Origin of the sequence: Thiocystis minor, assembly GCF_016653465.1 — a bacterium.
Taxonomy (GTDB): domain Bacteria; phylum Pseudomonadota; class Gammaproteobacteria; order Chromatiales; family Chromatiaceae; genus Chromatium; species Chromatium minus.
Window position 1 is genome coordinate 134,017 of record NZ_NHSQ01000070.1, and the last position, 26,321, is coordinate 160,337.

At 60.2% G+C, this 26,321-nt stretch carries 22 protein-coding genes and 3 tRNA genes; 7 read left to right on the forward strand and 18 right to left on the reverse strand.

Translation table 11 applies throughout. From position 1 onward, the window contains the following. Position 1 precedes the first annotated feature (1 nt). Positions 2–202 carry a cbb3-type cytochrome oxidase assembly protein CcoS gene (gene ccoS, locus CCR95_RS09245; protein ID WP_201093738.1) on the forward strand — a complete coding sequence of 67 codons (201 nt, stop codon included), beginning with the start codon at positions 2–4 and terminating at the stop codon, positions 200–202. Between the two features lie 33 nt (positions 203–235). After that, positions 236–1,162 (forward strand): sulfotransferase, encoded by a 927-nt coding sequence (locus CCR95_RS09250; protein WP_201093739.1) that lies wholly within the window; start codon positions 236–238, stop codon positions 1,160–1,162. Positions 1,163–1,195: 33 nt separating this feature from the next. On the opposite strand, the gene queG is transcribed toward CCR95_RS09250, so the two are convergent. Continuing rightward, a complete protein-coding gene (gene queG / locus CCR95_RS09255) occupies positions 1,196–2,284 on the reverse strand; it encodes a tRNA epoxyqueuosine(34) reductase QueG (protein WP_201093795.1) in 1,089 nt (362 codons plus the stop codon). Between the two features lie 107 nt (positions 2,285–2,391). Here queG and CCR95_RS09260 point away from each other — a divergent pair, with 107 nt between their 5' ends. Genes CCR95_RS09260 through mutL form a run of 4 tightly spaced genes read left to right on the forward strand, consistent with a single transcriptional unit; the run spans position 2,392 to position 7,719 of the window. Further along, a complete protein-coding gene (locus CCR95_RS09260) occupies positions 2,392–3,906 on the forward strand; it encodes an NAD(P)H-hydrate dehydratase (protein WP_242523145.1) in 1,515 nt (504 codons plus the stop codon). After that, positions 3,891–4,361, forward strand: coding sequence for a tRNA (adenosine(37)-N6)-threonylcarbamoyltransferase complex ATPase subunit type 1 TsaE (tsaE, locus tag CCR95_RS09265; RefSeq protein ID WP_201093745.1), 471 nt, complete (start codon positions 3,891–3,893; stop codon positions 4,359–4,361). Before CCR95_RS09260 ends, tsaE begins: the two co-directional genes overlap by 16 nt. Positions 4,362–4,416: 55 nt before the next feature. After that, the gene (locus CCR95_RS09270) at positions 4,417–5,838 is read left to right on the forward strand and encodes an N-acetylmuramoyl-L-alanine amidase (protein WP_201093746.1); all 1,422 of its coding nucleotides are present in this window, start codon (positions 4,417–4,419) and stop codon (positions 5,836–5,838) included. A gap of 6 nt (positions 5,839–5,844) precedes the next feature. Then, on the forward strand, positions 5,845–7,719 hold the full coding sequence (gene mutL, locus CCR95_RS09275; protein ID WP_242523146.1) for a DNA mismatch repair endonuclease MutL: 1,875 nt from the start codon (positions 5,845–5,847) through the stop codon (positions 7,717–7,719). Between the two features lie 18 nt (positions 7,720–7,737). Here mutL and CCR95_RS09280 read toward each other — a convergent pair whose 3' ends face one another. Continuing rightward, positions 7,738–7,923: a hypothetical protein gene (locus CCR95_RS09280; protein ID WP_201093747.1), complete on the reverse strand. Its 186-nt coding sequence runs from the start codon at positions 7,921–7,923 to the stop codon at positions 7,738–7,740. 83 nt (positions 7,924–8,006) lie between these two features. Then, positions 8,007–8,678: a Bax inhibitor-1/YccA family protein gene (locus CCR95_RS09285; protein ID WP_201093749.1), complete on the reverse strand. Its 672-nt coding sequence runs from the start codon at positions 8,676–8,678 to the stop codon at positions 8,007–8,009. Between the two features lie 221 nt (positions 8,679–8,899). Between CCR95_RS09285 and CCR95_RS09290 the strand changes: the two genes are divergently transcribed. Beyond that, positions 8,900–8,987: transfer RNA gene (locus CCR95_RS09290), tRNA-Ser, on the forward strand. A gap of 663 nt (positions 8,988–9,650) precedes the next feature. Here the strand turns inward: CCR95_RS09290 and CCR95_RS09295 are convergent. The 15 genes from CCR95_RS09295 to CCR95_RS09365 form a co-directional block, all read right to left on the reverse strand. Next, complete coding sequence (locus CCR95_RS09295; RefSeq protein WP_201093751.1) at positions 9,651–11,372, reverse strand: acyl-CoA dehydrogenase family protein; 1,722 nt, start codon at positions 11,370–11,372, stop codon at positions 9,651–9,653. 7 nt (positions 11,373–11,379) lie between these two features. Continuing rightward, positions 11,380–12,399, reverse strand: coding sequence for an electron transfer flavoprotein subunit alpha/FixB family protein (locus CCR95_RS09300; RefSeq protein ID WP_201093753.1), 1,020 nt, complete (start codon positions 12,397–12,399; stop codon positions 11,380–11,382). Between the two features lie 6 nt (positions 12,400–12,405). Continuing rightward, positions 12,406–13,296: an electron transfer flavoprotein subunit beta/FixA family protein gene (locus CCR95_RS09305; RefSeq protein WP_201093755.1), complete on the reverse strand. Its 891-nt coding sequence runs from the start codon at positions 13,294–13,296 to the stop codon at positions 12,406–12,408. A 428-nt stretch (positions 13,297–13,724) separates the two neighbouring features. Then, on the reverse strand, positions 13,725–15,647 hold the full coding sequence (locus CCR95_RS09310) for a SurA N-terminal domain-containing protein (RefSeq protein WP_201093756.1): 1,923 nt from the start codon (positions 15,645–15,647) through the stop codon (positions 13,725–13,727). 77 nt (positions 15,648–15,724) lie between these two features. Then, a tRNA-Asp gene (locus CCR95_RS09315) sits at positions 15,725–15,801 on the reverse strand. A gap of 37 nt (positions 15,802–15,838) precedes the next feature. Then, positions 15,839–15,914: transfer RNA gene (locus tag CCR95_RS09320), tRNA-Val, on the reverse strand. A 13-nt stretch (positions 15,915–15,927) separates the two neighbouring features. Beyond that, a complete protein-coding gene (locus CCR95_RS09325; RefSeq protein WP_201093757.1) occupies positions 15,928–16,200 on the reverse strand; it encodes an HU family DNA-binding protein in 273 nt (90 codons plus the stop codon). Positions 16,201–16,442: 242 nt separating this feature from the next. Next, positions 16,443–18,896 (reverse strand): endopeptidase La, encoded by a 2,454-nt coding sequence (gene lon / locus CCR95_RS09330; RefSeq protein WP_201093758.1) that lies wholly within the window; start codon positions 18,894–18,896, stop codon positions 16,443–16,445. 326 nt (positions 18,897–19,222) lie between these two features. After that, the gene (clpX, locus tag CCR95_RS09335) at positions 19,223–20,497 is read right to left on the reverse strand and encodes an ATP-dependent Clp protease ATP-binding subunit ClpX (protein ID WP_201093759.1); all 1,275 of its coding nucleotides are present in this window, start codon (positions 20,495–20,497) and stop codon (positions 19,223–19,225) included. A 188-nt stretch (positions 20,498–20,685) separates the two neighbouring features. Beyond that, positions 20,686–21,330 (reverse strand): ATP-dependent Clp endopeptidase proteolytic subunit ClpP, encoded by a 645-nt coding sequence (gene clpP, locus CCR95_RS09340; RefSeq protein ID WP_201093760.1) that lies wholly within the window; start codon positions 21,328–21,330, stop codon positions 20,686–20,688. A gap of 88 nt (positions 21,331–21,418) precedes the next feature. Then, positions 21,419–22,714 (reverse strand): trigger factor, encoded by a 1,296-nt coding sequence (gene tig / locus CCR95_RS09345; RefSeq protein ID WP_201093761.1) that lies wholly within the window; start codon positions 22,712–22,714, stop codon positions 21,419–21,421. Between the two features lie 127 nt (positions 22,715–22,841). Continuing rightward, the gene (hemN, locus tag CCR95_RS09350) at positions 22,842–24,227 is read right to left on the reverse strand and encodes an oxygen-independent coproporphyrinogen III oxidase (protein ID WP_201093763.1); all 1,386 of its coding nucleotides are present in this window, start codon (positions 24,225–24,227) and stop codon (positions 22,842–22,844) included. Positions 24,228–24,291: 64 nt separating this feature from the next. Then, a complete protein-coding gene (locus CCR95_RS09355) occupies positions 24,292–24,615 on the reverse strand; it encodes a general secretion pathway protein GspF (RefSeq protein WP_201093765.1) in 324 nt (107 codons plus the stop codon). Continuing rightward, positions 24,612–25,535 (reverse strand): 50S ribosomal protein L3 N(5)-glutamine methyltransferase, encoded by a 924-nt coding sequence (gene prmB / locus CCR95_RS09360; RefSeq protein ID WP_201093767.1) that lies wholly within the window; start codon positions 25,533–25,535, stop codon positions 24,612–24,614. The genes CCR95_RS09355 and prmB overlap by 4 nt, the downstream gene beginning before the upstream one ends. 196 nt (positions 25,536–25,731) lie before the next feature. Then, positions 25,732–26,208, reverse strand: coding sequence for an Rrf2 family transcriptional regulator (locus tag CCR95_RS09365; RefSeq protein WP_201093769.1), 477 nt, complete (start codon positions 26,206–26,208; stop codon positions 25,732–25,734). Positions 26,209–26,321: the final 113 nt, after the last annotated feature.

Here is a 26,321-nt window from a genome sequence, read left to right on the forward strand (position 1 = left end):
AATGGACGTGATCTATGGTTTGATACCTGGCATGTTGATTCTGGGGATCGCCGCCGTCGCTGTCCTGTTCTGGGCCGCCCGGAGCGGGCAATTTGATGATCTCGATGGCGACGGGCAGCGGATCCTGATGGACGAGGATGAACTCGATCAGCCTCGCCGCCCGGATACCGAGCACGACCAGCGTGCGGAAAAGGGTGATTGAGTCAACGTTTGCGCCTATAGGATTTTTTCGATTATGAAAAACGTCGCGCTTTTGTCATCGTCGTATTCTGGCTCAACGCTGTTAAGCATGCTGGTCTGTTCACATCCGAATGTGATCGGGTTTGGCGACACCTATAATTATCAATTCCTCCATCCTGACGATACGCGCTGCACCTGCGGCGCGCGTCCCTCGCGCACCTGTCCGGTGCGGATTGAAATTGAAAACAAGATGCGGACTTCAGGGGCTGACTTTAACTGGATAACATCCAATCCAACGCCTATTTTCGATGTTCTGCGCACCAATAGGAGCGCGGTTATTCTCTCCAGAAAGGCGGCTTGGGTTCCTGTCTTCCGGGCGTTACCCGATTCGGCGAGATTGCGGCTACTCTCCGATTATTATCATGAAAATAAAAGTTTCATGGCCGCGTTAGCGAAAACCGGTGATTACAGCCATTACTTCGACGGTTGCAAAACCCTCTTAAGACTGGAATTATTGCGCACGATTTTTCCGGAGACCAAGGTCGTTCATCTGATTAAAAACCCCAATGCTTATCTTCATTCGTTCCTAAAGCGAAAAAAACGTCGCGATCATGGCATTGTCAACGGTTGGTTCCGATACAACGCGAGCGCCCACGACTATCGAGAGATTCTGGGCCCGGAAAACTATCTGCTGGTTACCTTTGAGGAACTGACGAAAAAGCCGGAACAACTGCTTCAGGAAATCTATCGATTCATGGGATTGCCGGAACGAGAAGGCTCCGTCGAACAATGGATGGACATGGCTAAAATCCATGTGATTGGCAGCGAAACCAAGAACGTTTTCAGACAGGTCGATGAGAAAGCGCCGAAGTGGAAAACGGATCTCAACGCCGGGCAACTTGCTTACATCAAAAAACGTGTCGCCGAAACACGCTGGTTGCATCCCATCTTCCCCGACATGGATGCGATCCAACCGCATTGATCGCGGCGACGGTCGATCGGCCATTGCCTGGAATCATTCATTGCGCTGGCTAAGTCCCCATTGAACATGCTCCTGCACGAGCGGATTCGGATGATTGACCTGTAAGCGGAGCGCGTTTTTCGCCTCGGGAGCGTTCGGCGCATTACCGAGGGCAACGGCCAGGTTGCGAAGCCATTGGGCATGGCCGATCCGACGAATCGCGGAGCCCTCGGTGCGTTGCAGGAAGGTCGTCTCGTCCCAGGCGAAGAGTTCGATCAGGGTCGCGGTCTCCAGGCCGTGACGGGGACAAAAATCCGTCTCGGCCGTGAGCGTTGCAAAGCGATTCCAGGGACAGACGAGTTGGCAGTCGTCGCAGCCATAAATCCGGTTTCCGATCAGCGGGCGCAGTGCCTCCGGGATACTGCCTCGATGTTCAATGGTCAGGTAAGAGATGCAGCGTCGTGCGTCTAATTGATACGGTGCCACGATGGCCCGCGTCGGGCAGATGTCCAGACAGGCATGACAACGGCCGCAATGATTCTGGATCGGCGCATCGCTGGGGAGCGGCAGGTCGGTGTAGATCTCGCCGATAAAAAACCAGGATCCGGCGCGCGGATGGATCAGGTTGGTGTGTTTCCCGATCCAGCCCAGCCCGGCCTTTGCGGCCAATGGCTTTTCCAGCACGGGCGCCGAATCGACGAATACCCGATAACCGAAGGGGCCGATGTCCGTCTGGATCCGCTCCGCGAGGCGTTGCAACCGTTGTCTCAGAACCTTGTGATAATCTCGTCCCAGCGCATAGCGGGAAATGAAGGCGCTCCCCGGATCGTCCAGCGAATGTCGCATCGCTCCGGGCGGCTCGGCAAGATAATCCATCCGCGCCGAAATGACGCTCAAGGTTCCTGGAATCAACTCCGCTGGGCGCGAGCGCCGGACGCCGTGTCGTCTCATATACTCCATGTCGCCCTGATATCCGGCGTCGAGCCAGGCGAGCAGATGCGACTCGGCTTGTTCAAGATGGGTGTCGGTCATGCCGACCTGCTGGAATCCCAATTGCCGACCCCAGATCTTGATGCGATTCGCCAGTGTCCGAACCGAATCGTCTGAATCGGCAAGGTGGCGGGGATAAAAAGGGACGTTGATGCTGGACGATTTCACGTTTGATCCGGCGCTTGAGCGCGGCCTGATTCAGGCGACCTTATTGACATGCGAGACCGACAATTGGAGTGCTTGACCGGATGATACGCTTGATGCCAGACAGGAATCGCCTTCCTCATGCGCTCTATCGCGCCGAGCAGGTACGTCACCTGGATCGTCTCGCGATCGAGGAGTATGGGATCCCCGGCATCGAATTGATGAACCGCGCCGGGGCCGTCGCCTATCGGATTCTCCGCGCCCGCTGGCCGGCAGCGCGGCGGCTGACCATCCTGGCGGGTATCGGCAACAATGGCGGCGACGGTTTTGTCGTCGCCCGCCTGGCACTCGCCGATGGTCTGTCGGTGCGTGTGCTGCAACTGGGCGAGACGGCGCGTCTGCGCGGGGAGGCCGCCGAGAGTTGTGCGGCGTATCGTGCCGCAGGTGGCGTTCCGGAAGCGTATCGGGGATTGCCGCGCGATGCCGATCTGATCGTCGATGCCTTGCTTGGGACGGGCTTGGAGCGCCCGGTCGAGGGCCTCTGGGCGGAGGCGATCCAGGCCATCAACGACCAACGGGCGCCCGTGCTCGCACTCGATCTCCCCTCGGGGCTGCAGGCCGATACCGGCCTTGCACTGGGCGTGGCGGTGCGCGCCTCGGCGACGGTCAGCTTCATCGGTCTCAAGCAGGGACTGTTCCTCGGTGACGGGCCGGACTGTCGCGGCGACGTGCATTTCAGCGCGCTGGACATCCCGGCCGCGGTCTATGCGCGCGAGATTCTCTCGCTGCGTCGCATCGACTGGGACCAGCAAGCGTGCTCGCTCGGACCTCGTCCGCGCACGGCGCACAAGGGCGACTGCGGGCATGTGCTGGTCATTGGCGGCGCCCCCGGAATGTCCGGCGCCGCCCGTCTGGCGGGAGAGGCCGCGCTGCGCGCTGGCGCAGGACGGGTCACGGTTGCTACGCATCCCGCTCATGCGGCCTGGCTCAACCTGAACCGTCCGGAGCTGATGGTGAGCACCGTGACCGGGCCGGAAACGCTGGAACCCTTGATCGCGCGGGCGGATGCGGTCGCGATCGGACCTGGATTGGGTCGCACGGCTTGGAGCAGACGGCTTTGGCAATGTGCGCAAGACAGCGCGAAGCCGCTGGTGGTCGATGCCGACGCGCTCAATCTGCTTGCTGAGACGCCTTCGATGGGATCGGATTGGGTGTTGACGCCGCACCCCGGCGAGGCCGCCCGGCTGCTTGGGGTCCGCGTGTCGGAGGTGGAACAGGATCGTCCGCGCGCCGCCCGCGAACTTCAGCGGCGCTTCGGCGGCGTGGCGGTGCTCAAGGGGGCCGGTACCCTGATTCAGGGCGATTCGCAGCGACCGCCGGCGGTCTGTAGCGACGGCAATCCCGGGATGGCGACAGCAGGTTCGGGCGATGTCTTGACCGGCGTGATCGCGGCCTTGCGCGGCCAGGGGCTGGACGCGGAAGACGCTGCTTGCGCTGGTGTCTGTCTGCACGCGGCCGCGGGAGATCGCGCGGCGCGGCAGGGCGAGCGCGGACTGATCGCCGGCGACATCGTGTCCGCCTTGCGGGCGGTCGCCAATGGTGTGGGAGAGGACGAATGCAGATTCGCTTAAAAGATCCGGAGGCCCAGCTTGCGTTTGGCGAGCATCTCGCCGCCTTGCTGCCACCGGCCTGCGTGATCTATCTTGAAGGTGATCTTGGCACCGGCAAGACCACTCTGACACGAGGCATCTTGCGTGGGCTCGGCCATCGCGGCACTGTGCGGAGTCCGACCTATACCCTGATCGAGCCGTATCAGGTGCCGAGCGGACCGCTCTATCATCTGGATCTCTATCGTCTGGCGGATCCGGAGGAGTTGGAATACCTCGGACTGCGGGATCTCATGGGCGAGGACGCGCGCTGGGTGATCGAATGGCCGGATCGCGGTGCCGGGATGTTGCCGGCGGCCGATCTGCGGATCATGATCGAGTATCTTGCCGAGGGACGCCGTCTGACGCTGTCGGGCGGGACAACGGAAGGTCGCTCAATCATCGCAGCGTTGCTCGAAGCGGAGAATGCCGGCGCGTGACAGCGGTTGCAAATTGGCGATAAACCCTGAAAACGAGTTTAGGAAAGACGGCACCTTGAACAGGCTCATCTTACTTCTTCTGCTACTGCTCTCTTTGCCTGTCGCGGGATCACAGGTATCGGTGGAATATGCTGGCGTCTCGACCGACGCCGAAAAGACGCGTCTGATTCTCGATACTTCGGCTTCGGTTTCGCATCAGGTCTTTACCCTGGACGGCCCGGATCGCGTGGTGGTCGATATTGCGAACGCCCGAATGATCGGTCAGTTACCTCAAGCCACGACGAAAAATCCAACTCTGATCGGATTGCGCAGCGGAATACGCAATCAGGGGGATCTACGCATCGTTCTCGATCTCAGGCACGGGGTTCGGATCAAAAGCTTTTCGGTGCCCTCCGCGGATGGCCGCGGGCATCAACTGATCGTCGACCTGATCCGCAAGGCAAACGCCCCTTTATCCAGCGAGCACCGGCCGGATCCCACGGCGACGGACCTGGAAAACTCTCCGACACCGCCAAAGAAGGGGGTGTTACGGACCGCTGTCATCGCCATTGATGCGGGACATGGCGGAGCGGATCCGGGCGCGATCGGACCCTCGGGAACCCGCGAGAAGGATGTCACCCTGGCGATTGCCCGTAAGCTCGCCAGCCTGGTCGAGAAAGAGCCGGGGATGCGCGCACTGATGATCCGCGATGGCGACGAATTTATCGGCCTTCGTCAACGCATCCTGAAGGCGCGTGAGCACACGGCGGACATTTTCATCTCGATTCATGCCGATGCCTTTAACAATACCGATGCGCATGGTTCTTCCGTCTATACCCTGTCCAATGTCGGCGCGAGCAGCGAGGCGGCCATGTGGCTGGCCGATCGGGAGAACAGCGCCGATCTGGTCGGCGGTGTCGACATCTCGGCCAGCGACGATCTACTCGCGACCGTGCTCCTGGACATGACTCAAAATGCCACCATCGAGCACAGCACCGAGGTGGCCAGCGCGGTGCTTTCCTATCTGGGTGCGGTCGGTGATATGCACAGGAAAGACGTCCAGCGGGCCGGTTTCGTGGTGCTGAAATCACCGGATATCCCGTCGTTGCTGGTCGAAACGGCGTTTATTTCAAACGCGAACGAGGAAAAGCGATTAAAGAGCAATGCCCATCAGCAGCGGCTCGCCCAAGCCATTTTCGCAGGCGTTAAGGCGTACCTCAAAAAATTCCCGCCACGGGGAGTCCAGGCCGCGGCAGCAGTCGCTCCCTCAACGGCTGGTCCTGCGACTTCAGCCAGCGCAAAGGCGCTGGTGATCCAGGCATCGGCGAGCAGTCGCCCCAGCGCGACCCGCGAGTATGTCGTCAACTCGGGAGATACCCTGTCCGGGATCGCCAAGCGCCATCGGGTCAGCCTGCCCTCGCTGAAGGCGGAAAATGGACTTGAGGAAGGCGACATCATTCGCGCCGGGCAGGTTCTCGCGATTCCCGCGGATTCCTGAGCGAGCATGCCGCACACCGTTGGGTCTGTTTTCATCGGTTTCATGCCCAGTCCGATTCGTCTCCTTCCCAGTCATCTCGTCAACCAGATCGCTGCCGGCGAAGTGGTCGAGCGTCCTGCCTCCGTGGTCAAGGAGTTGATCGAGAACAGCCTGGACGCGGGCTGCGGACGCATCGAGATCGAGGTGGAGCAGAGCGGGGTCAAGCGTCTGCGGGTACGCGACGATGGTCGCGGCATTCCGCGCGATCAGCTCGCCCTGGCGCTCGCGCGTCACGCCACCAGCAAGGTCGCGGATCTGGCGGATCTGGAAGCGGTCGCCACGCTCGGTTTTCGGGGCGAGGCGTTGCCCAGCATCGCCTCCGTGAGTCGTCTGACCCTGACCTCCCGGACCGCGCTTTCCGAGGTCGCGGCAGATGACGATGGCCGCGCCTGGGAGGTTACGGTCGGCGCCGACGGGCAGGTCGAGGAGCCACGTCCCGCCGCCCATCCGGTGGGGACGAGCGTCGATCTCCGCGATCTTTTTTTCAATACGCCCGCGCGCCGCAAATTTCTGCGCAGCGACAAGACCGAGTTCGGTCATCTGGAACAGGTCGTCCGCCGCATTGCTCTGGCGCGACCCGACATCGGATTCCAGTTACGCCATAACGGCCGGCCGGCGCTCGACCTCGCCGCGGCCAACGGGAACGACGCAGGCGTCCTGAATCGCCTGGACCGACTCCTGGGCAACGGCTTTTCCGCCCAGTCGCTGGCGCTCGACGAGTCGGCGGTGGATCTGCGGCTGCATGGATGGGTCATGCGTCCAGCCTTTTCGCGCAGTCAGGCCGATCAGCAGTTTTTCTATGTCAACGGGCGCATGGTCCGCGACAAACTGGTGACCCATGCCGTGCGCCAGGCATTCAGCGACGTGCTGCATCATGGCCGCCATCCGGCCTATGTGCTCTTTCTGGAGATCCCGTTGCGAATGGTCGATGTCAACGTCCATCCGGCCAAGCACGAGGTGCGTTTTCGTGAGGGCCGGCAGGTGCATGACTTCCTTTTCCGGTCGCTGCAACGACGTCTGTCACAGGGAACCCTGGGCGCGTCGCCTGTCTCCGCCGGAATCTCCCGTGAGTCGCCGCCGCCGGCAGTGGAGCGCGAGCGAGATGCCGCGGCCTCCCGGCCATCGCGCCCGTCGACGCTGTCGCTTGGCATTGGCGATGCGCGCGGGCGCTATCGGGCCGATCAAGCCTTTCAGCGACCGCTGTCCGACGCTGGCTTCCCCAACACCGAAACGCCTGTCCAAAATGGCGACCCCGACATCCCGCCGCTCGGCTATGCGCTGGCGCAGCTCAACGGCGTCTATCTGCTCGCGCAGTCAACCGATGGACTCATCATCGTGGATATTCACGCCGCTCATGAACGCATTGGTTACGAGCGGCTCAAGACCGCCTGGAAGGATGGGCGCCTGATCCGCCAGCCCCTGCTCCTGCCCTTGACCGTGCAGGTCAGTCCTCACGAGGCCGAATTGCTGGAGAGCCAGTCACCGGTACTCGACCGTCTCGGTCTGGCGATCGATCGCCTCGGCGTGGACAGCCTGGTTGTGCGAGAGGTTCCGGCCCTGTTGCGGCAAGCCGACATCGAACGTCTGGTACGGGATCTGCTAGCGGATCTGGCCGAGCACGGCCGCAGCGGGCGTATCGACGAGGCGATCGACAGCGTGCTGGCGACCATGGCCTGTCATGGCGCCGTGCGGGCCAATCGCCGCCTGACGCTGGATGAAATGAATGCACTGCTGCGCGAGATGGAAACGTCCGAGCGGATCGATCAGTGCAACCACGGCCGTCCGACCTGGATCCAGGTCAGTCACGCCGAGTTGGATCGGCTCTTTGCGCGCGGACGCTGATTGAACGCTTGGCCAATCTCACCGCACGGCCATGATCAACACGATGACAAACAGAACCACGGCGCCGAGCGGCAGGATAGCCGCCTGCCAGTCGCCTTTCTGGGCCTTGGGACCACTCTCCTGCCACTGCTTGTAGACGGGCCAGAGGTAGAAAAGCATCAAAACCAGCAGGGCGGCGGCCGCGATCTTCAGGAACAATTCCATGCTGTCCTCCAGTCACGATCGGATGTTTGAAGCAAAAACCCCGGCGCGGGGCCGGGGTTTTGAGGTCATGCGTCCGTCATCGTTCAGTCGTCGCCGCCCATGATGCCGAGAATCTGCAACAGACTGATGAAGATGTTGAAGATGCTCAGGTAGATGCCATAGGTGGCCATGATGTAGTTGGTTTCCTCGCCCCGCGCGATCCGACCTGTGTCGAACAGGATGAAGCCGCTCATCAGTAGAATAATGGCAGAGGAGATGGCCAGCGACAGCGCGGGTATCTGCAGGAAGAGGTTGGCGATGATCGCGATCATCACCACCATCATGCCGGCGAAGATGAAGCCGCCCATGAAGCTGAAATCACGCTTGCTGGTCAGGGCATAACCGGACAGACCCAGGAAGATCGCCGCGGTTCCGCCAAAGGCGAGGCCGACGGTTTGCGGTCCGTTCGGCAGGGCCAGATACTGGGTCAGAATGGCGCCGAGCCCAAAGCCAAGCAGACCGGTGACCAGGAAAATCACCCCGATGCCCGAAGCGGAATTCGCGGTTCTGGGGAGGACGAAAATCCCGAGCACCATCGCAACGATCACGGACGCCAGATAGGTCCACGCCGGCATCGCCAGCGCGATGGACAACATGGCGGTCAGCGCGCTGAATCCCAGCGTCGCGGACAGCAGCAGATAGGTGTTTTTGAGGACTTTATTGGCCGAGATCACCCCTTGGGCGTCACGGACGACTGAAATGCCTGGATTAGCCATGTGGTTCATTCCTCGTTTGGTTTGAGCGGATAACGATTGGGCGGTGACCGAGTATAAGACCCGGCGATACGGGTACGGTTCCAAAAGCATACCTGATGATTTAGCCGGCGCAAGACATCATTGATGTTGGGCAAAGTCTCGGCGTGCGGTATGATACTGCGCTTGAAAATGTGGGCGATTTGGATGGAGCCAAGGGTTTCCCTTGAGTTTTCGCAATGTCCGGAGAGGTGGCTGAGCGGTCGAAAGCGGCGGTCTTGAAAACCGTTGACTCGCAAGGGTCCGGGGGTTCGAATCCCTCCCTCTCCGCCAATTAAAACAGTGACTTAGAAAAATACCCTTTCCTTTTCTCTCCCGCCAAGTCTCGATCCTGAGACAAATTTGAGCCAAGTCTTTCTAAAAAGCGGTCTATGCTCGTGTTGATTGTCGGCGAGTTGGTCGAGATGGGTGACTCGGCTGCAGGATCAAATTCTACTTGACATCGTCGATCATTGCCGGATCGAACGGACGCGACGGCCATCGCGGAACCTCAAAACAGGCATCTTACGCAAGGGCGTTGACCAGCCAGGTTTGACCCTGGGTCAGGCGCCAGAACTGCTCAAATGCTTCGGGAGTGAACATCTGCCCGGTCTCGCGCGTGCGATGTCCAAGTAGCGCAGTGACCCTATCTGCGCTGGAATCGCCTGTTGTTTCTCTCCTTAATTAAGATGAGAAATTCCCCGGCTTTGCCAAGGGGTGACCGTAGGAGTTTGACCTTTCCTGGCTCGGCTATCCGCGGATCCCAGGGATCTTCAATAGGGAGCAGATCCGCCTCCTTTTCGTTCCCCGCTTGTTCCGGTCGTACCCAGTCTCTTCGGCACCGACGGCTCATGGCCGACCGTGATTCCGATGAAGCGGTGAGATGTTTGCGCAGACAAACAAACCACCGGGAGACGCCAGACACCAACCGGCGCCGCGCCTCCCGGCCATCCTGAGTCAGATCAGAATTTCGTCGGCGTGGAGCAGGTCGGCGAACTGATCTTTCTTGATCACGTCCCAATTCCGGCGTGCCTTGGCTGACGCGCCGATGATATAGCGGCGGGCGATGAAGACCTTGCGGCTATCCTCTTCAGCCTCGTCCATCAGCAGCCAGCCGGTGTACAGATAGGAATAGATCTCCACCAATTCCTTGGCGGCGATGCTCTGGAAATGCTTGTCGGTCTTGTCGGTGACATACTTCAGCGCGTCCAGGAACAGCACCCGCATTTCCTTCAGTTCATCGGCCAGACGCGCCAGACTGCCGGACGTCTCCTTTTGCTCGCGGGCGGTGAACTCCTCGGCGAAGATGTCGTTGATCACCCCGCCGGTGGCGGCGACGATCTGGAGTTGCGAGGTGCCCTCGTAGATGTTGGTGATGCGCGCGTCGCGGGTCAGTCGCTCGACATTGAATTCCTTCATGTAGCCCGTGCCGCCATGGATCTGCAGGGCGTCATAGGTAACCCGGTTGGCGTTCTCGCTCAACACGTACTTAGCCATCGGGGTGAGCAGCGCGGCGACTCGGGTCGCTTCCTTGAGCTTGGCGCTCTGCGCGCTGGAATCTTTGCCCTCGGCCTTGAGTTCCTCGACCTTTTCTTCGAGTTTGTTGCGCAGGTCGACCCAGTGGCAGGCGGCGTAGAGCAGCGAGCGATCGCTCTCCAGGGTCACGCGCATGTCCATGAGCAGATTGGTGATCACGGGGATCGCATAGATGCTCTTGCCGAACTGCTCGCGTGCCTTGGCGTAACGCAGTGCCTCGTCATAAGCCGCCTGGGAGATGCCCAGACCCTGAGCGGCGACGCCGAGACGCGCACCGTTCATCATGTCCATGACGTACTTGATGAGGCCGAACTTACGCTTGCCGATGAGCTGCGCCGGGGTATCGTTGAACTGCAACTCGCAGGTCGGCGAGCCATGGATCCCGAGCTTGTTCTCGATGCGCCGCACGACGACGTTATCCTTGCCGTAACAGGCGAACAGACTCAGGCCGCGGCCATCCTTGGTGCCGGGCTCGGAACGGGCCAGGACCAGCAGAATCTCGGCGTTGCCGTTGGTGATGAAGCGCTTGACGCCTTTGAGCCGCCATTGCCCGTCATCGTCCAGATAGGCCAGCATGTTGACGGCCTGCAGGTCGGAACCCGCGTCCGGCTCGGTCAGCGCCATCGCGCCCGTGGCCGCGCCGCTGGCGAACTGCGGCAGGAACTCCTGACGCTGCTCCTCGGTGCCGTATTTGTTGATGGTCTCGGCGATGTCCTGCAAACCGAACAGGTTCATCAGCGATGCCTCGGCACGGGAGACCATCTCGATCGCCATGGTGTAGAGGGTGGTGGGGATGTTCAGACCGCCATAACGCCGGGGCAGCGTGAAGCCCATCAATTCCGCCTGGGTCAGCAGACCTAGCGCCTCCTGGATGCCCTTGGCATAGGCGACCTTGCCGTCGGCGAAATGGCTCCCCTCCTCGTCCACGGCGGCGGCCTGAGGGGCCACGTTATTCGCCGTGATGTCGCCGACGATCTCCAGCACCTTGCGATAATTATCCAGGGCATCCTGGTAGTCGACCGGCGCGAAGTTGAAGTCAGCGGTCTCGGTGTAGCCGTGCTCGGCGATGTCGACCACCTCCTGAAGCTTCAGGCGGTCGAAATGAAAGAGTAGATCGGTGTTGTCGGTGAAATAGTTGGCCATGGCTCGACTACTTTAATTTGTGCTTGTAGGCATCGATGAGCTTCGGAATCACGTCCATCACATCGCCGACGATGCCGTAATGGCAGACACCGAAAATCGGCGCGTCGGGATCGTCGTTGATGGCGATGATCTTGTTGGAGTCGCTCATGCCGGCCCGGTGCTGGATCGCGCCGGAAATGCCGCAGGCGATATAGAGCTTGGGCCGCACGGTAACCCCGGTCTGTCCAACCTGCCGGACGTGATCAATGAAACCGGCGTCCACCGCCGCGCGCGTGCCGGCGACCTCGCCCCCGATGACATGGGCCAGATCGTAGAGAATCTGGAAGTTCTGAAAGTTGCCCATGCCGTAGCCGCCGGAGACGATGATCGGGGCGGCCTTGAGATTGACTTTGCTCTCTTCGTGATGCTGTTCGATGATACGCACGAGCTGGTCGGCATCGTCGGGCGTATAAGGGACGGGCGTGATGCGTCCGGCGACCGGCTGCGCCAGCGGGATCTTTTCCATCACCCCCTCGCGCACCGTCGCCATTTGAACCGGGGCATCCGGGCAGATGATGGTGGCGATGATGTTGCCGCCGAAGGCTGGGCGAATTTGCAGGAGCAGTTGGGAGTAATCCTTCCGCAGATAGGTCACGTCGGAGATCTGCAGATCCGTGCAGTCCGCGGTCAATCCGCTGCGGGTATGGGAGGCAACCCTTGGCGCCAAGTCCCGACCGATGAAGGTGCCGCCGAACAGCACGATGCGCGGTTGATGCTGGTCGACCAGCTCGCTCACGATGCGGCTGTAGGGCAGCGTGTTGTAGTGTTTCAGTTCGGGGTGATCCGCCAGCAGAACTTCGGTGGCACCATACCGAAAGGTCTCCGCGGCCAGGGCCTGCAGGTCATGACCGATCAGCACCGCCTTCAACTCGCCGTGCAGGCTTTCCGCCAGCTTGCGGCCCTTGGAGAGCAGCTCGAAGCTCACATCGGCGGGCTTGCCCTCGCGTTGCTCGATGAACACCCAGACCTGTTGTTGATTTTCGCTCATAGGGGCTTATCCGAAGATGTGATCTTCCATCAGTTTATCGATCAGCGCGTGCATGCCGTCCTTGGTGGGGGGAATGATTTCATGCGCGCCGCCGCCCAGGATCACCGACTCGATCTTGTGGACCTTGGTCGGCGACCCGCCGAGACCGCAACGCTCGGAATCGACATCGAGTTCGTCGGCGGTCAGGGTGGGGATAAACAGACCCTTGGAGACATACTCATCCTTGAGCTGATCGAGATAGAGCAACGAATTGCCTTCGATCATCTTTTCGAGTTCGAGCAGGGTATGGGCGTTCTTGTAGGCCATGACCCGCTTGGCCATGAAGGGCCGGGGCGTGGCGGCGTCCTTGATCACGGTGATCAACAGGGGCAGCGTGCCTTCCAGAATCTCGAAGCCGCGGTCCACCTTGCGCTTGACGGTGATCTTCCCGCCATCCGCCTGGAGGATCGCTTCGGCATAGGTGATCTGGGGCAGTCCCAATTTTTCAGCGGTCTGAGGACCGACTTGGGCGGTGTCGCCATCGATCGCCTGCCGGCCGGCGAAGACGATATCGTAGGGTGCCAGTTGACGCAGCGCCTCGGACAGCACATAGGAGGTCGCGAGGGTGTCGGCGCCGGCGAATTTGCGGTCGCTGATCAGGATGGCCTCATCCGCGCCCATGTAGAGACAGTCGCGCAGCAGGTCCGAGGCTTTCAAGGGCCCCATGGTCATCACGCGCACGGTGCCGCCGTAACGGTCCCGCAGCTGTAGTGCCAATTCGAGGGCGACTTTGTCCTCGGGATTGAAAATGGTGGGGAGTTTACTGCGGTTGACGGTCCCGTCCGGCTTCATGACCTGACCGGAGATATTGGCCGTGTCGGGAACCTGTTTAACCATTACGATGGAATGGTAGCTCATGCTCTGCCTTGTCACATTCGTCTGGAAGCGTTGGGGACGCGGTCACGGCCAAGCCCGGCGATCGGAGAACGCAGGGCTGCGATGACGACATCGCCCGGAAGGTGGTTCGCGTCGAAGTCCAGCCTGACTCAGGACAGCCGACATCGAGAGTCGGCAGGAAAAAGTCGGGGCGGTTGAATTGGGACTCCCTGAGTGTCGACGCTCGCCACCGCCTGAAAAAAAGGGGCGCGAAATTCTAACCTTGATCTTGTCGACCGGCGCGATTCGCGCGGGGCATTCAGGGTATGAACTTCAAGGACTCCGAACCCATGTTGACGGATACGGAGCCGAAATTCAACCGCATTAGGAGGGGTATAGCGCGCCACTCCGTCGGCGATGCAGGCTTCCTGCCTGACGGGACAGGCCAAGATGGCCTATCCGCAACGGGATCAGAGATCTTCCACAGAACTGACAGCCTTTCGTTCGATATTCGCACGACTCTCCATGTCTCTCAGCATGTCCGCATAGAGTTGCCGCGCCATCAATTGAGACAGCATGGATGCCTCCGGCGCCGTCTGACCGGCCTCCTCCGATTTGATCTCGCCATCCTGTACGCGGATCAGTCGTACGACCGCCGCGTCGCCATGATCGAGCGCAGCCGTCCCAACACTGATGGATCCCTCGCTCGGCGCCGGCAATGTAAAGGCGGTGTCGAGGATCGGCGCGGGCACGCTGGTCGCCTGCCGATCCACAAGCCCTGGTTCCTCCAGCTTGAGAGTCCCGAGAGTCGCCGCCCAGTCCGCCCCATCGCGCAACTTCGAGACGGCGGATTCGGCGGCCGTTTGGGCGGCTAGCCGGGCTTTTTCCCTGCCGATCTCGGCGATGATCTCCTCGCGCACCTCGTCCAGCGGTTTGGTCGCCGCGAGGCGATGCTCGACAACCCGCAACACGATTGCCTGGAGCGAATCGCGCTCCGGCTCGATCAGGTCGCTATTGTTACCCTCGACAAGCACCTCATTGCTGAATGCGGCGGCAAGCACCTTGGGCTGGCCAAGAATTCCCTCGCCGCCCTCGCGACCGATCCAGTCGCTCTGCTGAATGTCGAGCCCCAGTTCCTCGGCGGCCGATTCCAGACTGTCCGGCGATTCGTAGACGAGATTCGCCAATCGTTCGCCCAACTCGTAGAACAGGGTATCGGCGCTTTGCTTGGCGAGTTCCGCGCGTAATTGGTCGCGAACTTCCTCGAACGGTTTAACCACCGAGGGCACGATTTCGTCCACCCGGATCAGGTGATAACCGAATTGGGTCCGCACCGGCTCGCTCAGTTCTCCCACCGGGAGCGTAAACGCGACTTGCTCAAAGGCCGGGACCATGACGCCCTTCTCGATCATGCCGAGCGAACCGCCCTTGGCGGCACTGCCGGGATCGTTGGACAATTGTTTCGCTAATTCATCCATGGATTCGCCAGCGAGGATACGATCACGAACCGCCTTGATCTCGGACAACACCTGGTTGGCCACGGCCTCATCCGCATCGCTCGGGACACTGAGCAGCAGATGGCCGACCTTGCGGCGCTCTGGCTGACTGAAACGCGCCTGATCGTCATCGTAATGACGGCGCAGTTCCTCTTCGCCAATCTCGGCTGTGCCTGACAGCGTGCTCGCGTCAAGGATCAGATAGTCGAGTTTGACTTGCTCGGGAGTCTGAAAGCGTGCCGCATTCGATTCGTAGTAGGCCGTGATCGCGGTCTCGTCAATCGGCTCCGTGGACGAAAAATCGGCGACGGGGAAGCGCGCATAGGTCAATTCGCGCTTCTGTTGCGCGAGGCGCTGGTACTGCGAGAGTTCGGATCGAGTGACGAATTCGCTGCCGGACACGGCGCGGACCAACTGGGTGCCGGTCATCTGCTGGCGTAGACGCGCTTCGAACAGTGCGGGCGTCATCCCCTGAAGCTCAAGAATTCGCTCATAGGAGTCCTGATCGAATCGGCCATCCTTCTGGAAGGCCGACTCAGAGAGTACCTGGAGCTGAATTTCACGATCCGACACACGTAGACCCAGGCGCCGTGTCGCATCCAGCAATAGCACCTCCCGAACCATCTCGTCGAGTACCTCAGCACGGAGTTGCTTGTCAGTGAACTCGGCGAGGTCATAAGCAGCGCCAAGCCGCTCCCGAAGCTCGATTCTGGCCTCTTGAACGCGCCGATCCAAATCACGGGCGGGGATCTCCACACCGTTGATCTTTGCCGCGATCGGCTCTCCGCCGACCCCCAGATAGGACTGAATCCCCCAGAGAGCGAATGGAACGCTGATCAGCACGACGATGACCCAGGCAATCCAACCTTGAGCACGATCCCGGATGGTTTGAAGCATGGCGATAGCTAGAAATAGCGAGTGGGGCTTATATAAAAGAAAGGGGCACCCAATGGGCACCCCCGTTCTATCCGAGATGGCGGAGCGGACGGGGCTCGAACCCGCGACCCCCGGCGTGACAGGCCGGTATTCTAACCAACTGAACTACCGCTCCAAAATTTTGACTCTGAAATCTGATGTATCAGAAATCTTGGTGGGTGCTGCAGGGATCGAACCTGCGACCCTCGCCTTGTAAGGGCGATGCTCTCCCAGCTGAGCTAAGCACCCTTCAAGCGAGCGACTATTGTACGGCGTCCTTCAGTGCTTTGCCAGCTTTAAATGAAGGCGTCTTGGATGCCTTGATTTCAATGGGGTCGCCGGTTTGAGGGTTGCGCCCGGTGCGCGCTGCCCGTTCCTTGATCGAAAAGGTTCCAAAGCCGATCAGCGAAACAGTGCCACCCTCCTTCAAGGCGATGGCGATCTCATCGGTCATTGCGTCTAGGGCACGCGCCGCGGCGGCCTTGGAGATATCCGCGGCATCCGCCATCTTTTCGATGAGTTCCGATTTATTCATTTATTGGTTTCCCCTATTAACTGACAAAGTGTTCGAACGTTCGGCGGCGGGACAACCTGGCTTGGCCCTAAACGCTGGCCGGCAAGGCATCCTAAAATGATGCTGCATGCTAAGGCGGAGACGGCGCGAGGGCAACAGACTTTTCACCTGTGCTCGATTCAAACCGCGCAATCATCGATGCCAGATCGCTCCTGCGAAAGGCCGCGCCGCGGAACCAGCGCGGCACGGCCGCCGATCGCGGTTTAATGATGCAAGCGCGCCGTTTGATCCCGCGCCGGGTCGACGGTCGTTTCCAGGCTATCGGCATCGACGGTCACCGGATCCTCGCCGTCGATCTTTAAGGCCGCCGCCTCAGGATGCTGCGTGAGCGCAAGTTCCAGCACTTCATCGATCCAGCGCACCGGATGGATTTTTAGATGTTGCTTGATATTTTTCGGAATTTCAGTCAGATCGCGCTCGTTTTCCAGCGGGATGATCACCGTCTCGATGCCACCGCGGTGCGCGGCGAGCAATTTTTCCTTCAAACCGCCGATCGGCAAGACTTCTCCACGCAGGGTAATTTCGCCGGTCATGGCGACACTCGAACGGACCGGGATCTTGGTCAGGGCGGAAACCAGCGCGGTGCACATGGCCACGCCCGCGCTCGGACCGTCCTTGGGGGTCGCGCCCTCGGGCACATGGATATGCACATCGAAGTTCGTGTGGAAGTCAGGTGGCACGCCGAGCGCGTCGGCGCGCGAGCGTACCACGGTCATGGCGGCCTGGATGGACTCCTGCATCACATCGCCCAGTTGGCCGGTGTAGCTGAACTTGCCCTTGCCAGGAACAAGCGCGGATTCGATCCGCAGCAACTCGCCACCCACCTCGGTCCAGGCCAGTCCGGTGACCTGCCCGACCTGATCGTGCTCGTCGGCACGACCATAGCGAAAACGCTGGACCCCGAGATATTTTTCGAGCGTTTTGGAACTCACCGTCGTTGGCGTATCCCGCTTTTTGAGCAGAACTTCCTTCACGACCTTGCGGCAGATTTTGGAAATCTCGCGCTCCAGATTCCGTACCCCCGCCTCGCGCGTGTAATGACGGACGATGTCGCGCAGGGCGCTTTCGCGAATCACCAGTTCGCCCGGCTTGAGGCCATTGTTCTGCGTCTGCTTGGGGACCAGGTAGCGTTCGGCGATCGCAACCTTCTCGTCTTCCGTGTAGCCCGAGAGTCGAATCACTTCCATGCGATCAAGAAGCGCGGGCGGGATATTCAGGGTATTGGCCGTGCCCACGAACATCACCTCGGAAAGATCGAAATCCACCTCCAGATAGTGGTCGACGAAGGTGTGATTCTGTTCCGGATCCAGCACTTCGAGCAGCGCGGATGCCGGGTCGCCCCGGAAATCCATCGCCATCTTATCGATCTCGTCGAGCAGGAAAAAGGCGTTGCGGGAACCCGCCTTGGACAGATTCTGAATGATTTTGCCCGGCAGAGCGCCGATATAGGTCCGTCGATGACCACGAATCTCGGCCTCGTCGCGCACACCGCCGAGCGACATGCGCACGAATTTGCGATTGGTCGCGCGCGCGATGGACTGACCCAGCGAGGTCTTGCCAACGCCCGGCGGTCCGACCAGACAGAGGATTGGCCCTTTCAGCTTGCGCACGCGCTGCTGCACCGCCAGATATTCCAGGATGCGTTCCTTGACCCGCTCCAACCCGTAGTGGTCCTTATCCAGAACCGCCTCGGCGACTTGGATGTCATTGTGAATCCGGGTGCGTTTTTTCCAGGGGACGCCAACCAGGGTATCGATATAATTGCGTACCACGGTCGCCTCGGCTGACATCGGCGACATCAGCTTGAGTTTGTTCAGCTCGGCCTGCGCCTTGTTCTTGGCTTCCCGCGGCATGCCGGCGGCCTGAATCCGCTTGGCGAGATCCTCGATCTCATTGGGCGCGTCCTCCAGTTCGCCAAGTTCCTTCTGAATCGCCTTCATCTGTTCGTTCAGATAGTATTCACGCTGATTCTTCTCCATTTGACGCTTGACGCGTCCACGGATGCGCTTTTCCATCTGCAGGATGTCATTCTCGGACTCCATCAGGCCCATCAGATGTTCGAGCCGGCCCTGCACGTCGACCATCTCCAGAACGCGCTGCTTCTCGTCGAGCTTGAGCGCCATGTGCGCGGCCATGGTATCGGCGAGCCGGCCGGCGTCCTCGATGCTGGCCAGCGAGGTGAGCACCTCGGGCGGCACCTTCTTGTTGAGCTTGACATACTGATCGAACAGGGTCATCGCCGAGCGCATCAGCACTTCCTGCTCGCGATCGTCCGCCTCCAGGGTCTCGTCCATGGGCTTGATAATCGCGGAAAAGGAGTCTTCCGTGGTGACAAACCGGCTGATGAGCGCACGCTGATTGCCTTCCACCAGCACCTTGACGGTTCCATCGGGCAGCTTGAGAAGTTGCAGGATATTCGCCAAGGTTCCGATTTCGTACAGATCCTTGACGCCGGGATCGTCCACATCGGCGCTTTTCTGCGCGATCAGGAGGATCTGCTTGTCGGTCGTCATGGCCCCGTCGAGCGCTCGAATGGATTTGTCGCGCCCCACGAAGAGCGGAATCACCATATGGGGATAGACAACGACATCCCGCAATGGAAGCACCGGGACTTCCTGGGAAGAGACGATCGAGGAAGCAGTATTCTGTAGCGCCATGGATACCTGTACTCGTTCAAGCGACAGTCCACGGGGTTGGCGATGCGAGTTGTCTGGGTCTGCGACCGGCGAATCGCCACCGCGGATGTCGGTGTGATGGGAATAAGGAAAGGGTCGGGGCGATAGGCAGTGAGTTCAACGACCTCTCGTGCCCGACCTTAAGTCACGCAAACTGATGCGCTAGTGCAACTGTGCGAAAGTCCCAAGACCGTCTTCGGTCGTTGTCGTTGTCGTGGTCTCGACATGGCGAATACTCGATTACGACAACGACAACGACAACGACAACGACAACGACAACGACAACGAGGATGCCTCGGTCTCGGAACTCAATCCGCCACGGCGACCTGCTTCTCGACGCCTTCATAGATGAGGAAAGGCTTGTTATCGCCGGCGATCACGGAGGCGTCGATCACCACCTTGATCACATGATCCATGGAGGGAAGGTCATACATTATGTCAAGCAACACCTGCTCCATGATGGTCCGCAAACCGCGGGCGCCGGTCTTGCGCTCCATGGCCTTGCGCGCGATCCCGCCCAACGCGTCGTCGCGGAGTTCCATGACGACGCCTTCCATCTCGAACAATCGCGCGTATTGTTTGACCAAGGCATGCTTTGGCTCGGTCAGAATCCGCATCAGCGCCGGTTCGTCAAGCTCTTCGAGCGTCGCCATGACGGGCAGACGGCCGACGAATTCCGGAATCAGCCCGTAGCGAATGAGATCCTCGGGCTCCACGGCGCTCAGGAGTTCGCCGATCTGACGGCTGTCGTCCTTGCTGTGGACCTCGGCCGAGAAGCCGATGCCCGTCTTGCGCGAACGGTTCTGGATGACCTTGTCGAGCCCGGCGAAGGCGCCGCCCACGATGAAGAGGATATTGGAGGTATCGACCTGGAGAAATTCCTGCTGCGGGTGCTTGCGTCCGCCCTGCGGCGGCACCGAGGCGACGGTACCCTCGATCAATTTTAGCAGCGCCTGCTGGACACCCTCGCCCGACACGTCACGGGTAATCGAGGGGTTATCCGACTTACGCGAAATCTTGTCGATCTCGTCGATATAGACGATCCCGGTCTGCGCCTTCTCGACATCGTAGTCGCACTTTTGCAGCAGCTTCTGGATGATGTTCTCGACATCCTCGCCGACATAGCCCGCCTCGGTCAGGGTGGTCGCATCGGCGATGGTGAAGGGCACATTGAGCAGGCGGGCCAGGGTCTCGGCGAGCAGGGTCTTGCCCGAGCCGGTCGGCCCGATCAGCATGATATTGCTCTTGGCAATCTCGATGTCTTCCTTGGCCTCGGCCACCTCAAGACGCTTGTAGTGGTTATAGACCGCGACGGAGAGAACCTTTTTGGCCTTCTCCTGCCCGATCACGAACTCGTCCAGACGCGCCTTGATCTCGCGCGGCTTAGGAAGGTGGCTGGTGGTTTCGCCAACGTTTTCCTGCATCTCCTCGCGGATGATGTCGTTACAGAGTTCAACGCATTCGTCGCAGATGAACACGGAAGGTCCGGCGATGAGTTTGCGGACTTCATGCTGGCTCTTGCCGCAGAACGAACAGTAAAGCAGTTTGCCTTCGTCGCTCTTGCCGTGATTGTTTCCACTCATCGAGGATGGGTCTCCAGTGGGTCGTTTGAGGACGCAATACCAGCAGTCCCGATCGATGCCTTTTCAATCATAACCATTTGGACTTATATGGCAAGTTCGTTGATGAACGCTTTGTTGCGCGTCACAAAGTCGCGCACTCGGCGCGCCCGGAGGGGGCGCCAAGCATGCTGTCGTCAAAAAAGCTCGAGTCAGGCTTTGACCGGCGCTGGTCCACGCTCGTTGATGACCTTATCGATCAATCCGTATTCCTGGGCCACTTCTCCGCTCATGAATCGGTCGCGCTCGGTGTCCTCGGCAATTTTTTCGATCGGCTGTCCCGTATGCTCGGCCAGGATCTCGTTAAGTCTATCCCGGATATAGAGGATTTCGCGGGCATGGATATCGATATCGGTTGCCTGTCCCTGGAAACCGCCCAGGGGCTGATGGATCATCATGCGCGAGTGCGGCAGACAATAGCGCTTGCCCTTCGCCCCGCCAGCGAGCAGGAGCGCGCCCATGCTCGCGGCCTGCCCGATACACATAGTGCTGACATCGGGGCGGACGAAGCGCATGGTGTCATAGATGGCGAGACCGGCCGTCACCGAGCCGCCGGGGGAATTGATATAGAGGTGGATATCCTTATCCGGATTCTCGGACTCCAGGAACAGGAGCTGCGCGACCACCAGATTCGACATGTGGTCCTCCACCTGACCGACCAGAAAGATAACGCGCTCTTTCAAGAGTCGGGAATAGATGTCGAACGAACGCTCGCCGCGCGCGGTCTGCTCGACGACGATCGGTACCAGCCCGAGCCCTTGGGGCTGCCAGTCGGTACGGCTCTGAGGATTGGTCATGATAGTGGTCTTCACCTGTAACTAAATGATTGCGGGCACAACGAAACGCTCGGTGACGCTCGCTCAACCCGCACGCGAGGCGTGACGATCAGAGTTCCTGCGTCGGGTTCGTCAATTCCGCGAAATCGACGGTCTCGTCTTCGACCGTGAGCTGTTCCATCGTCAGCTCGACGATTTGATCCTCAAGGACGACCACCTCGACCGCACCGAGACGTTCGCGATCGCTGTAATAGTAGTCGACCACCGCCTGCGGCTGATCGTAGGTGGATGCCATCTGCTCGATAACGCCTCGGACCCGCCCAGCATCGACCTTGAGACTGTGTTCATTGACGATCTTGCCGAGAATCAACCCCAGCGCCACACGCCGGCGCGCACCCGCTTCGAACAGCGAAGGCGGCAGATTCAGCTTCGCGCCTCCGAGCGACTGGGCCATCTTCCCGGCCATGGCGTTCATCTCGTTCTCGACCAGCGCGCTGGGCAGATCGAGCGGATTGGCCTCGACCAGCAGATCCATGACCCGTTCCTTGATGCGGGCATTGAGCCGCTCTTTCAATTCACGTTCCATATTGGCGCGCACGTCGGCCAAAAAGCGGTCCAGATCGCCGTCCTCGACACCGAACGCCTTCGCGAACTCGGCGTCGACAGCCGGCAAGGTGGGTTCGGTCACGGCATCCAGGGTGACCTCGAAGCGGACCGGCTTGCCGGCCAAGTGGGCGGCCTGATAGTCCTCGGGGAAGGTCAGGTCAAGCGTGCGCTGCTCGCCGACGCTTGCGCCGATCAGCGCCTCCTCGAAGCCTGGAATCATCCGACTGGCGCCAAGCTCGATGGTCAAGCCGGTCGTGGATCCGCCCTCGAAGGCTTCGCCGTCCACGGTGCCGGTAAAGGACAGGGTGACCTGATCGCCGCTCTGACAGGGGCGCTCGACCGGCGTCCAGGTCTTGCGCTGAATGCGCAGCCGTTCGAGCATCGCGTCCAGATCGGCGTCCGTCAGTTCGCACACAGGGCGCTTCAGGCTCTTGCCCGCCAGGGACGCGAGTTCGAACTCGGGCATCACCTCGAAGACCGCCGTATAGCTCAAGCGTTTTTCGTCCAGATCGATCTCCGGCTCGATCCGCGGCATCCCGGCGGGACGCAGGGACGCCTGAGTCAGCGCATCCTCGTAACTGGACTGCACCATCTCGCCGAAGACTTCCTGATGCACCTGACCCGCAAAGCGCTGCCGCAGCACCTTCATCGGCACCTTGCCCGGACGGAAGCCAGGCAGCCGAACCGTCCGCGCCAGCTTCTGCAAACGCTTGTCGACTTCAACCTCGACCTGCTCGAAAGGCAGGTCGATCTTCATCCGTCGTTCGAGCCCCTCGCCCGCTTCCACCGAAACTTGCATTCATTCTCTCCCGTGGACACCGGCCGAAGCTCCGGTCCGTACCTTGCTGAATTCTGACACGGACAACTCGCCCGCACCGTTAAAGCCGTCCAGTATAGCCCGCGGGCGATCAAGGCTCCAAGCGCCATCAGATCACTCTGGAGAAACCGATCGGCCCCGTCTTGGTCGCCAGATAGGCATCGAAGGCCATGCAGATGTTGCGCACCAGCAGGCGCCCGCGCGGCAGGATGCGGATCTGCTCGGCACTGATCTCAACCAGGCCATCCTCGACCATGCCCTGGAGTTTCGCCAGCGCATCGGCGAAATAGTCAGCGAACCGGATCTCCCACGCGGCCTCGGCGGCACGGATGTCCAATTGGAAGTGACAGATCAGCTTGGTGATCATGTCGCGCCGGATCAGATCGTCGCGGTTCAGTTCGATCCCGCGGAACACGGACAGATGCCCGGCGTCGATGTCGGCGTAATACTCTTCAAGTTCGCGGCGGTTCTGCCCGTAGGTGTTGTCGACCTTGCCGATCGAGGTCACCCCGATCCCGATCAGGTCGCAATCGGCATGGGTCGAATAGCCCTGGAAGTTGCGATAGAGCGTCCCCGCCTGCTGTGCCAGCGCCAGTTCGTCGTCGGGGCGCGCGAAATGATCCATGCCGATATAGACATAGCCCGCTTCGGTCAGCCGCGCGATGGTGGACTGGAGAATGTCCAGCTTGACCTCGGGCGCGGGCAGATCGTCGTCCTTGATGCGGCGCTGCGGTTTGAAACGCTCCGGCAGATGGGCGTAGTTGAAGATCGACAGACGCTGCGGATTGACCGCGATGATGCGCTCCAGGGTCTTCGAGAAGCTCTCGACGGTCTGGAACGGCAGGCCATAGATCAGATCGATGCTGGTCGACCGGAAGCCTTCGGCGATCGCCGCCTCCAGCACCGTCATCGTCTCGGCTTCGGTTTGGATCCGATTAACCGCCGCCTGCACTCGGGGATCGAAGTCCTGCACGCCCAGACTCATGCGATTGAAACCGATGCGACGCAACAGTTTCACCGTGGCGGCATCGGCCTCGCGCGGATCGATCTCGATGGAATATTCGCCCACGTCATCGCCGGCCAACGTGAAGTGACGGCGCGTCACGTCCATCAGCTCGGTCATCTGATCGTGGCTGAGGAAGGTCGGCGTGCCGCCGCCCCAGTGCAACTGCTCCACCTGACGCGCGCGATCGAACAGCGCGGACTGCATCTCCAGCTCACGATAGACACGCTCCAGATAGGGCGGTGCCAGCGAGCGGTCCTTGGTCGCGATCTTGTTGCAGGCGCAATAGAAGCAGACCGTGTCGCAAAAAGGGATGTGGAAATAGAGCGAGAGCGGGCGTCCGCTCTCGTTACTGCGCGCGCAGGCCGCCTGGTAGGCCGCCTCGCCAAAAGACTCGGCAAACTCCACCGCAGTCGGGTACGAGGTATAACGCGGACCGCTCTGGTCGTAGCGACGAATCAACTCAAGATCAAAGGAAACACCTTGCTCCACCGTTCAATCCTCCAGCCGCGGGGCGCGCGTCTGGCCCCCGAACGACATTGATCGTAAAGCCTGTTCAGGCATCATCCCCGCCCACCTCGATCCCGCGACGATGGGTCTCGTTGATCTGTTTGAGCAGGGTATGGAATGGAATCTCTTCCGCGTACTTGCCGGCCAGATCCATGAACGGCAGATCCTCGCGTCCAAAGGCGTAACTTCCGTCCTTCATGGCAGCGTAAATGGCCTTGATGCCGGCTTCGAGCGGGTCGAGAAAGGCGGGAAAGGTCGCTAGATCCTCGTTTTCGTATTCCAGACAGTCGCGCAGATCGTCCACCTCGAAGACGGCCTGACGCACCCACTCGACATACTCGTCGACGCTCCGCGCGCGTCTCAGGCTCATGTAATGAATGCCTCCTCGAATTGCGACTGGTACTCGACAAGCTGTTCGCGCGGCAGCAGAAACACGCCCTCCCCGCCACGCTCGAATTCGAGCCAGGTGAAAGGGACGTCCGGCAGGCGACGTTCAAGTGCCGGAGCCGAATTGCCTACCTCGACGATCAGGATACCGCCCTCGGTCAGATACCGGGCGGCGTCGCTGAGGATGCGGATCACAAGGTCGAGCCCATCCTCGCCGCCCAGCAGCCCCAATTCCGGCTCATTGTGATATTCGGCAGGGAGTCCCGCAAATTCGAGTCGCGAGACATAAGGGGGATTGGAGACGATGACATCGTACTGACTACCCGCCAGTGCAGCGAACAGATCGGATTCCAACACCCGAATCCGCTCCCCGATGCCAGAACGCTCGACATTGCGGCGAGCAACCGCTAATGCCTCCGGCGAAATATCCACCAAATCCACATCCGCATCCGGGAGATAGGTCGCCGCCGCGATTCCGATACAGCCACTGCCGGTACAGAGATCCAGGACGCGGCCAACCCGTTCGCTATCGATCCAGGGATCGAAACCGGCCTCGACCAGCTCAGCGATCGGTGAGCGGGGCACCAGCACATGCGGATTCACCGAGAATTCCAGCCCGGCGAACCAGGCGCGCCCAGTCAGGTAGGCGGCGGGAACCCGCTCGACGACACGTCGCTCGATCAGATCGCACACCAGCACCCGTTCGACTGGGGTCAAGCGGCAATCGTAAAAGCCCGTGGGCAGTCCAGGTTCCAGATGCAGACCGCTCAGCACCAATTGCGCGGCTTCATCGATGGCATTGTCGGTGCCGTGCCCAAAAAAAAGACCTGCCGCGTTAAATCGGCTCGCGCCCCAGCGCACGAAGTCTTGTATCGTGATCAAACCGTCCGGCTGTTCTGCCATAGCGAATATCGACGAGGTTGGTCCTTGACCAGAAAAGGGGTGTCGCGGGGATGACCGCGACATGCGGATAAGCGAGCAAGCATAACACCGCTGGGGAGATGTTTTCAGCTTGACCTTTTCACGAATGCATTTCCGCGGTCGATGTCCTTTTGCGGAACCCGGCTCGTCACTGGATTGGCCAAGCCATCACGGGCATTTAAGCCGCCCGACGCTTTCTATCCTGCTCCAGATCGGAATCCGGACCGGTCTTTGAGGGGACTGGAACTTGCCGTTGACCACGATCAATCAGATCCTGGAGCGTGATCGCGTCCAGGAAACGAAAGATCTCATCGCTCAGCTGATCCCACAGATGATGTGTTAGGCAGCGTTGTCCATCGTGACAATTTTCCCGCCCTCCACAGCGAGTGAATTCGACCCATTCGTCCACGGCGCAGATAATGTTGGCAACCGTAATCTCCCCCGCCGTTTTCCCGAGATAGTATCCCCCGCCCGGCCCGCGGACGCCGCGCACGAGTTTTTTCGCGCGCAAGGCCGCAAACAATTGTTCGAGGTACGAAAGAGAAATCCCCTGGCTTACGGAGATGTCCGCCAATGTCACCGGACCTTTGCCTGAATGCAGCGCAAGCTCAAGCATGGCAGTCACCGCATATCGGCCTTTCGTCGAGAGTCTCATAATTCGGGTGCCTGTAGCGTATCTATGTTGGTCGAGTCGGTTGGCGTGTCAAACGCCTTGTCTTATCGACTAAATTAGTCAACATTTTCGCCATTTCAAGACGGCGCTTGTGG

What these genes read in the sequence shown, in the direction of transcription:
- ccoS (WP_201093738.1), top strand. Translation starts at nt 2, where the DNA reads ATGGACGTGATCTATGGTTTGATACCTGGCATGTTGATTCTGGGGATC.
- CCR95_RS09250 (WP_201093739.1), top strand. Translation starts at nt 236, where the DNA reads ATGAAAAACGTCGCGCTTTTGTCATCGTCGTATTCTGGCTCAACGCTG.
- CCR95_RS09260 (WP_242523145.1), top strand. Translation starts at nt 2,392, where the DNA reads ATGCCAGACAGGAATCGCCTTCCTCATGCGCTCTATCGCGCCGAGCAG.
- tsaE (WP_201093745.1), top strand. Translation starts at nt 3,891, where the DNA reads ATGCAGATTCGCTTAAAAGATCCGGAGGCCCAGCTTGCGTTTGGCGAG.
- mutL (WP_242523146.1), top strand. Translation starts at nt 5,845, where the DNA reads ATGCCGCACACCGTTGGGTCTGTTTTCATCGGTTTCATGCCCAGTCCG.
- CCR95_RS09280 (WP_201093747.1), bottom strand. Translation starts at nt 7,923, where the DNA reads ATGGAATTGTTCCTGAAGATCGCGGCCGCCGCCCTGCTGGTTTTGATG.
- CCR95_RS09285 (WP_201093749.1), bottom strand. Translation starts at nt 8,678, where the DNA reads ATGGCTAATCCAGGCATTTCAGTCGTCCGTGACGCCCAAGGGGTGATC.
- CCR95_RS09295 (WP_201093751.1), bottom strand. Translation starts at nt 11,372, where the DNA reads ATGGCCAACTATTTCACCGACAACACCGATCTACTCTTTCATTTCGAC.
- CCR95_RS09300 (WP_201093753.1), bottom strand. Translation starts at nt 12,399, where the DNA reads ATGAGCGAAAATCAACAACAGGTCTGGGTGTTCATCGAGCAACGCGAG.
- CCR95_RS09305 (WP_201093755.1), bottom strand. Translation starts at nt 13,296, where the DNA reads ATGAGCTACCATTCCATCGTAATGGTTAAACAGGTTCCCGACACGGCC.
- CCR95_RS09310 (WP_201093756.1), bottom strand. Translation starts at nt 15,647, where the DNA reads ATGCTTCAAACCATCCGGGATCGTGCTCAAGGTTGGATTGCCTGGGTC.
- CCR95_RS09325 (WP_201093757.1), bottom strand. Translation starts at nt 16,200, where the DNA reads ATGAATAAATCGGAACTCATCGAAAAGATGGCGGATGCCGCGGATATC.
- lon (WP_201093758.1), bottom strand. Translation starts at nt 18,896, where the DNA reads ATGGCGCTACAGAATACTGCTTCCTCGATCGTCTCTTCCCAGGAAGTC.
- clpX (WP_201093759.1), bottom strand. Translation starts at nt 20,497, where the DNA reads ATGAGTGGAAACAATCACGGCAAGAGCGACGAAGGCAAACTGCTTTAC.
- clpP (WP_201093760.1), bottom strand. Translation starts at nt 21,330, where the DNA reads ATGACCAATCCTCAGAGCCGTACCGACTGGCAGCCCCAAGGGCTCGGG.
- tig (WP_201093761.1), bottom strand. Translation starts at nt 22,714, where the DNA reads ATGCAAGTTTCGGTGGAAGCGGGCGAGGGGCTCGAACGACGGATGAAG.
- CCR95_RS09355 (WP_201093765.1), bottom strand. Translation starts at nt 24,615, where the DNA reads ATGAGCCTGAGACGCGCGCGGAGCGTCGACGAGTATGTCGAGTGGGTG.
- prmB (WP_201093767.1), bottom strand. Translation starts at nt 25,535, where the DNA reads ATGGCAGAACAGCCGGACGGTTTGATCACGATACAAGACTTCGTGCGC.
- CCR95_RS09365 (WP_201093769.1), bottom strand. Translation starts at nt 26,208, where the DNA reads ATGAGACTCTCGACGAAAGGCCGATATGCGGTGACTGCCATGCTTGAG.